Source organism: Streptomyces sp. NBC_01235, assembly GCF_035989285.1.
Classification (GTDB): domain Bacteria; phylum Actinomycetota; class Actinomycetes; order Streptomycetales; family Streptomycetaceae; genus Streptomyces.
On sequence record NZ_CP108513.1, the window covers coordinates 10826866 to 10833210 of the forward strand.

Genomic DNA, 6345 nt, shown 5'->3' on the forward strand with positions numbered 1-6345 from the left:
GCCCTGACTCCCATGCCGCGCCCCCGGCCTTCGTGCCCACCCCGCACGCCGACAGCCGACAGGAAACCGCCATGCGTTTCGCCACGTACGAGTACCGCAACCGACGCCACGTCGCCGTAGTCGAAGAGGACGGCACGCTCCACGCCCTGCCCGGCGTCAGCTCACTGACCGGCCTGCTCGCCGAGGGAGGCGGCCTGCCCGAGCTGCTCGACTCGGGCTCCGCGGTCCTCGACGTCCCGGCCGGTCCCCACGTCTCCGAGGTACGACTGCTGGCGCCGCTCCAGCCGCCCACCGTGCGGGACTTCGTCACTTTCGAGGAACACGTCGAGGGCGTACGGCGGTCCGTGGACGGGGCTGCCGGGGTACCGGAGCGGTGGTACGCGGCCCCGACGTTCTACTTCGGCAACCCCTACGCGATGTACGGGCCGCACGACGACATCCCCATGCCGCCGGGGTCGAGCGTGCTCGACTTCGAGCTGGAGGTCGCCGCCGTAATCGGAAAGGAGGGCCGCGACCTCACCCCCGAGCAGGCCCGCGACCACATCGTCGGCTACACCGTCCTCAACGACTGGTCGGCCCGGGACCTGCAGTCCGCCGAGATGAAGGTCGGCCTCGGCCCCTGCAAGGGCAAGGACACCGCCACCACGCTGGGTCCTTACCTGGTCACCGCCGACGAGCTGGGTAAGTACCGCGACGCGGACGGCTTCCTGCGCCTGGCGCTCACCGCCGAGATCAACGGCGAGGTCGTGGGCAAGGATCTGCTGTCCAACATGAGCTGGACCTTCGAGGAGATGGCCGCCTACGCCTCACGCGGCACCGTCGTCCGCCCCGGCGATGTCCTCGGTTCCGGGACCTGCGGAAACGGCGGCTGCCTCGCCGAGCTGTGGGGTGTCCGGGGTGAGCAGTCCCCGCCTCCTCTGAAGCCTGGCGACACGGTCACCCTCACCGTCGAGGGCATCGGCTCCGTCTCCAACACCGTGGTGGCAGGCCCGGACCCCATGACCGTTCCCGTCGCCCGACGCCGCACGAGGGAACGGCCGTGACCGATCTCCATCCCTGGGGGCACCTCCCGGCCGAAGGCTGGGGGAGGCTCCTGGGCAGGGTCGTCGTGGTCACGGGCGCGGCCGGTGGCCAGGGTGCCGCGGAGGCCGAGGCGCTGACCCGCGAGGGCGCCCGGGTGATCGCCACCGACGTCACGGAGTCACCCCGCTGCCGCCGTCTCGACGTCACGAGCGAGAAGGACTGGGCGGAACTCGCCGCCGACCTGCGTGAGGCGTATGGGCAGGTGCACGGCCTGGTCAACAACGCGGGCGTCACCTGGCGGGCCCGGATCGACGACGTACGCCCCGAGGACATGGCCCGGGTCCACGCGGTCAACGTCACCGGCCCGCTGCTGGGCATCCAGCACCTGGTCCCGCTGATGCCACCCGGCTCCTCCATCGTGAACGTCGGCTCGTCCGCCGCGCTCACCGGCCACTACCCGGTCGCCTACACGGCCAGCAAGTGGGCGCTGCGCGGCCTGTCGCGGACCGCCGCCATGGAACTGGGGCCCGTGGGCATCCGCGTGAACATCGTCCACCCCGGCTTCATCGAAACGGACATGACCGCCTCCGCGGCGCCCGCGTTCCGAGAGGCGAACGTCCGCGAGACACCGCTCGGCCGCACCGGAACCGTCGACGAGATCACCCCGCTCGTCGTCTTCCTTCTCTCCGACGAGGCGTCCTTCATCACGGGGGCCGAGATACCGGTCGACGGCGGACTCACCGCGCACGGCGGCGCCAAATCGATCTCTGACGCCCTGCGCGTGGACGCCTGAACCGGCGACCACGCAGGACAGACACGACAGAAAGGCCCTCCCTCCCATGGACAAGGTCCGCGCGAACGCCGCCGAGGCGGTCGCCGACATCCCCGACGGCGCGTCGCTGGCCGTCGGCGGCTTCGGCCTCAGCGGCATCCCCGGCGTGCTCATCCAGGCACTCCACGCCCAGGGCACCACCGGCCTGGAAGTCGTGTCGAACAACTGCGGCGTGGACGGGCGCGGACTGGGAGTCCTGCTGGCCGACGGCCGGATCGCCCGTGTCACGGGCAGTTACGTGGGCGAGAACAAGGAGTTCGCCCGCCAGTACCTGTCGGGCGAGCTGGAGGTGGAGCTGGTGCCGCAGGGCACGCTGGCCGAACGGCTGCGCGCCGGGGGAGCGGGCATCCCCGCCTTCTACACCCCGGCAGGGGTGGGCACCCAGGTCGCCAAGGGAGGGCTGCCCTGGCGCTACCGGCCCGACGGCACGGTCGCGGTGGCCTCCCCGCCCAGGGAGACCCGCGACTTCGCGGGCCGCGCGTACGTCCTGGAGCACGGCATCACCACCGACTTCGCCCTCGTACGGGCCTGGCGCGGCGACCGCCACGGAAACCTGGTCTTCCGTAAGTCCGCCGCCAACTTCAACCCGCTGGCCGCGATGGCGGGCAGGATCGCCGTCGCCGAAGTGGAGGAACTGGTCGAGCCGGGCGAGCTGAGCCCGGACGAGATCCACCTGCCGGGCGTCTTCGTCCAGCGGATCGTGGTCCTCACCCCGGCCGAGGCCGCCGACAAGCAGATCGAGCGCCTTTCCATTTCCGCGTCTTCGACACGAGGGACCGTACGCATGAGCACCACCCTCGGAACGCAGCTGGGCTGGACCCGGGACCAGATGGCCGCCCGCGCCGCCGCCGAACTCACCGACGGTTCGTACGTCAACCTCGGCATCGGCCTGCCCACCCTCATCCCCGGCCACCTTCCCCCCGGCGTCCATGTGGTCCTGCACTCCGAGAACGGCATCCTGGGCACGGGCCCGTACCCGACCGAAGCCGAGGTCGACCCCGACCTGATCAATGCCGGCAAGGAGACCGTCACGGTGCTGCCTGGGGCCTCCTTCTTCGACTCGGCCCTGTCCTTCGGCATGATCCGGGGCGGCCACATCGACACCGCCGTGCTCGGCGCGATGCAGGTCTCCGCCGCAGGCGACCTGGCCAACTGGATGATCCCCGGCAAGATGGTCAAGGGCATGGGTGGCGCGATGGACCTCGTCCACGGCGCCCGGCGCGTCATCGTCCTGATGGAACACACCGCCAAGGACGGCAGCCCGAAGATCCTCAAGGAGTGCACCCTCCCACTCACCGGCGAACGGTGCGTCCACCGCATCATCACCGACCTCGGCGTCCTCGACGTCATACCCGAGGGCCTCGCCCTCGTGGAGTGCGCGCCGGGTGTCACCGCCGAGGACATCGCCGCCCGCACCGAAGCACCTCTGATCCGGAAGCCATGAACCATGGACGCGTCGGGCGGGCAGGGACCGTGGTCCCTGCCCGCCCGACGTTCTGCGTCCTGTTCTCACCGTCCAGACAGCAGTGACGCCCCACGTCAGCGCACGAACGGAGACGGATGGGGTCGACCGATGAGTTGCGGCGTGAGGAGTGCGCCGGCGCGGTCGGCGAGGACGGCCATCTCGTAGCCGACGAGACCGATGTCGCAGCCCTCCCCGGCGAGGGCGCCGAGGCAGGAGCCGTCTCGCATGTGGTTGACCATCATGAACCCGTCGAGCATTTCGATCATGACGAGCTTCATCCCGCGGAATCCGTAGGTGTCGGCGGCGTTCTGGGTGAGGGACACGATGCCGGACACCAGGGCGGACAGACGGTCGGCGAGATCGCGGCTGAGGCCGTCGGAGGCCGCGATGAGGAGGCCGTCGGAGGAGACGGCGACCGCGTGGGTGACGCCGTCGGCGGTGCGGGCGAAGTCGGAGATGAGCCAGGCCAAGTTCTGGTGCGCGGAGGTCACGGGCTGTTCCTATCTGGCTTCGGCGCGCGCGACGCCCGCCCGGAAGCCGTTGAGCATGGCACACAGCGCACGCGGACAAGGGCGCTGCCCCCGGGATCCGCTGATCCGAGCCCTCACCCAGACTCAGATGAGTGGCTGTCGTGCCGCCGAGGACGTCCAGGCGGTCTTGGCGAGCGGGGTCGGTTCCGTGGCGAGCATCGCGGGGCCGACGCCGGAGCCGAAGGGCTCGGCGAGTTCGTGCACGGTCTCGGCCCGCAGTGGCTCGTAGCGCGGCCGGGGCCGCTGGGGCTCCGCGGCGCGGTCCGCTACACGGTTGGCGTCTGCGAATCGAGCGGACCTGGCCCTGGGCATCGGCGTTCACCACCAGTTGGACCAGGCTCATTTGGCTTCCGGCCGCCACCTGACGGCCGGCACCCGCCCCGACGAGGACCAGGAAGGAGGACAACCCACAGTCTCCGGGGCTTGTGGAACCCGGCGCAGCAGCAGCGTCACGCGATGGCCCGTCCTCGAACGACAGAGGACATCAAGGGCAAACCGCCGAACCGATCGGAGACCGAATCGCGCTGACGAATCGAGGTTAGCGTTCAATCCAGCAGCATTGCCGGCGGGAGCTCACATCCAGCAACCCAGCAGAGCGGCACGAACGCCCGCTTCGGCGGGACATTGAGTGCCCCACTCCTGACCGTAGGCAGAATTACTACCTGGCCTACGCACCCGACGGTGCCACCGTCGAATCCCTTCGACCCAGAAGATGCGCGACGTGGTCGTCACCAAGGCCGACCTCCTCATCGAGGAGGAAGCACCACCGGTCCTGCTCGAACTGTGCGCTCACGTCTCCGGCTACGAAATCACCGCGGCGCGCTGGGCACGTGGCGAGTTCGGCGCATACAAGTCCGTCATCCAGTTCCCGGGACCTGAGCTGACGGAGTACACCACGACGCGCTTCGTGCGACTCAAGAAGGAGCAGGCAGCCCTGCTGGGCCGACGTCAGTGAAGTTCCCGACGGCCGAGCGGGGCGCGCCTCCGGACCAGCTATCGGGTGATCCGAAAGAGACGGCCTGGCTCGTCGGGGCGTCTCATCGGTGTCCTTCGTCCGGACGGATGAAGGACGCCGGCCTTTGACCTGGGCGAGCGGTTGGCCTGTGCTGCGTCATGGGGGAGTCATGGCAGGCCCCTTCGCCCCCCTGGACGTGGTGTCTCGTTGGTCAAGGCTTGGGCGATAGGGGGCCTGCGTCTTCTGGGGTGCAGGCCTCTTGGCGGGATGATCAGGCCCGGTGTCGTGCGGCTCGGGCTGTCTGATCGTGGAGGCTCTGGTGGCCGGCCGGCCTTCTGCTCGTTGACGTCGTGGGTTGGGTGAGGGTGGCCGTGGACGCGGGCATGCCGGCGGTGTGGAGTCCGGTGGCGAGGGTCAGTGCGTCGACTGCTGCTCCAGCGTTTCCTTCATGACCTGGGAGCCCCGCACGACGCGGGGTCGGACCTGCTCGGCCATGTCATGGGGCAGGACATCGGTGGTCCAGACGAGCCGGCAGCGGTCCGCACCCTCGGGGATGACCAGGAACGAGGCGTGGTGATGGGTGAGCGGGATCTTGAACCCCTCGACCGCCGAGTACGCGAGCCGGCGCAGGTCGTCGTCGATGCTGACGATCAGTTCGCGGATGACCGCACCGCCGGGCACGGTCAGGTACCGGGTGTCGCCGTCCATGCGGGCGTCGAGGACATAGCCGGGAATGAGGCGCTTGTGTACCGCCTCCACGTCCCGGACCGCATCCCAGACATCCTCGGCACTGGATTCGATCACGATGTCCTGAACGATGGTTGCGATGGCCGTTCTCTCCCGTCTGTGCGGTTCTGTGGGAATCCGGAGCGCTTTTCGTCGAGCCGGGCGCTCGGGTGTCGGATCGTGCTGCGTCACCCTAACTGATCGGCTGTGATCTGGTTCTGCTGCTCCGACTCGTGAACCGTAGCTGAAAGCCAAACAGTTGAGAGATGGCGTCCCGTCTCGTGATGCCGGCGATCGTCTCCGGCATCCGTTCAGCCGCCGAGCGGGGGAGTTGCAACCTGCTCCCGCGCACCTCAGCAGCCGTGGCCGACCTCATCTCGCGCCATGACAGCCCTCATTGACTGGTCATCAGGAACCGACGAACCGTCAGTTCGCTCGCCTGTGCGACGGGTCTCGCCTATGATGCGGACATCAGATGGGGATCCAGTGCCTGAGCACTGGCCGGATCCTCACGGGGGACTGACACGAGGGGGAGCTCGTTTTGCACGTCTGCAACACAGACGCGTGCGGGAAAATCATGCGCCGCGCCTGTCCAGTTATTGCTGTCCGCCTGAAGGCGCACTGATTCCGTCGTCTGTGTATTTCCGTGGACGCGTCTGTCTGACGTCCGAACGGCGACATGTGAAATGGGCGGGTCCGCGACGAAGCGCCGTCCGCTCCTGAAGAGCAATTGCTTACAGGGATGCCGTCATGCCTGCGTGCCATCAGGCTGGGTCGGCGGCACTCCTCGGTGTTGAGGGGGACCAAACGCGTT

At 68.9% G+C, this 6345-nt stretch carries 8 protein-coding genes and 1 pseudogene; 6 read left to right on the forward strand and 3 right to left on the reverse strand.

Translation table 11 applies throughout. The features are described from left to right. Nucleotides 1–71: 71 nt before the first annotated feature. From OG289_RS48590 to OG289_RS48605, 4 genes and pseudogenes are all read left to right on the forward strand, one after another. Entirely contained in the window at nucleotides 72–1043 is a 972-nt protein-coding gene (locus tag OG289_RS48590; RefSeq protein WP_327320404.1) for a fumarylacetoacetate hydrolase family protein, read from the forward strand. Continuing rightward, on the forward strand, nucleotides 1040–1816 hold the full coding sequence (locus tag OG289_RS48595) for an SDR family NAD(P)-dependent oxidoreductase (protein WP_327320405.1): 777 nt from the start codon (nucleotides 1040–1042) through the stop codon (nucleotides 1814–1816). Before OG289_RS48590 ends, OG289_RS48595 begins: the two co-directional genes overlap by 4 nt. A gap of 46 nt (nucleotides 1817–1862) precedes the next feature. Then, a pseudogene (locus OG289_RS48600) lies at nucleotides 1863–2636 on the forward strand (CoA transferase subunit A); the annotation flags it as partial. Nucleotides 2637–2639: 3 nt separating this feature from the next. Then, nucleotides 2640–3299, forward strand: a complete 660-nt coding sequence (locus OG289_RS48605; RefSeq protein WP_327321028.1) for a CoA transferase subunit B — start codon at nucleotides 2640–2642, stop codon at nucleotides 3297–3299. Between the two features lie 95 nt (nucleotides 3300–3394). On the opposite strand, the gene OG289_RS48610 is transcribed toward OG289_RS48605, so the two are convergent. Both OG289_RS48610 and OG289_RS48615 read right to left on the reverse strand, forming a co-directional pair. After that, entirely contained in the window at nucleotides 3395–3811 is a 417-nt protein-coding gene (locus tag OG289_RS48610; protein ID WP_327320406.1) for a roadblock/LC7 domain-containing protein, read from the reverse strand. 123 nt (nucleotides 3812–3934) lie between these two features. After that, nucleotides 3935–4162: a hypothetical protein gene (locus OG289_RS48615; protein WP_327320407.1), complete on the reverse strand. Its 228-nt coding sequence runs from the start codon at nucleotides 4160–4162 to the stop codon at nucleotides 3935–3937. A gap of 400 nt (nucleotides 4163–4562) precedes the next feature. Between OG289_RS48615 and OG289_RS48620 the strand changes: the two genes are divergently transcribed. After that, on the forward strand, nucleotides 4563–4805 hold the full coding sequence (locus OG289_RS48620) for a hypothetical protein (protein WP_327320408.1): 243 nt from the start codon (nucleotides 4563–4565) through the stop codon (nucleotides 4803–4805). A gap of 414 nt (nucleotides 4806–5219) precedes the next feature. Here OG289_RS48620 and OG289_RS48625 read toward each other — a convergent pair whose 3' ends face one another. After that, nucleotides 5220–5723, reverse strand: a complete 504-nt coding sequence (locus OG289_RS48625; protein ID WP_327320409.1) for an SRPBCC family protein — start codon at nucleotides 5721–5723, stop codon at nucleotides 5220–5222. 74 nt (nucleotides 5724–5797) lie between these two features. On the opposite strand from OG289_RS48625, the gene OG289_RS48630 reads away from it, so the two are divergent. Then, nucleotides 5798–5932 (forward strand): hypothetical protein, encoded by a 135-nt coding sequence (locus OG289_RS48630; RefSeq protein WP_327320410.1) that lies wholly within the window; start codon nucleotides 5798–5800, stop codon nucleotides 5930–5932. The last annotated feature ends 413 nt before the right edge of the window (nucleotides 5933–6345 follow it).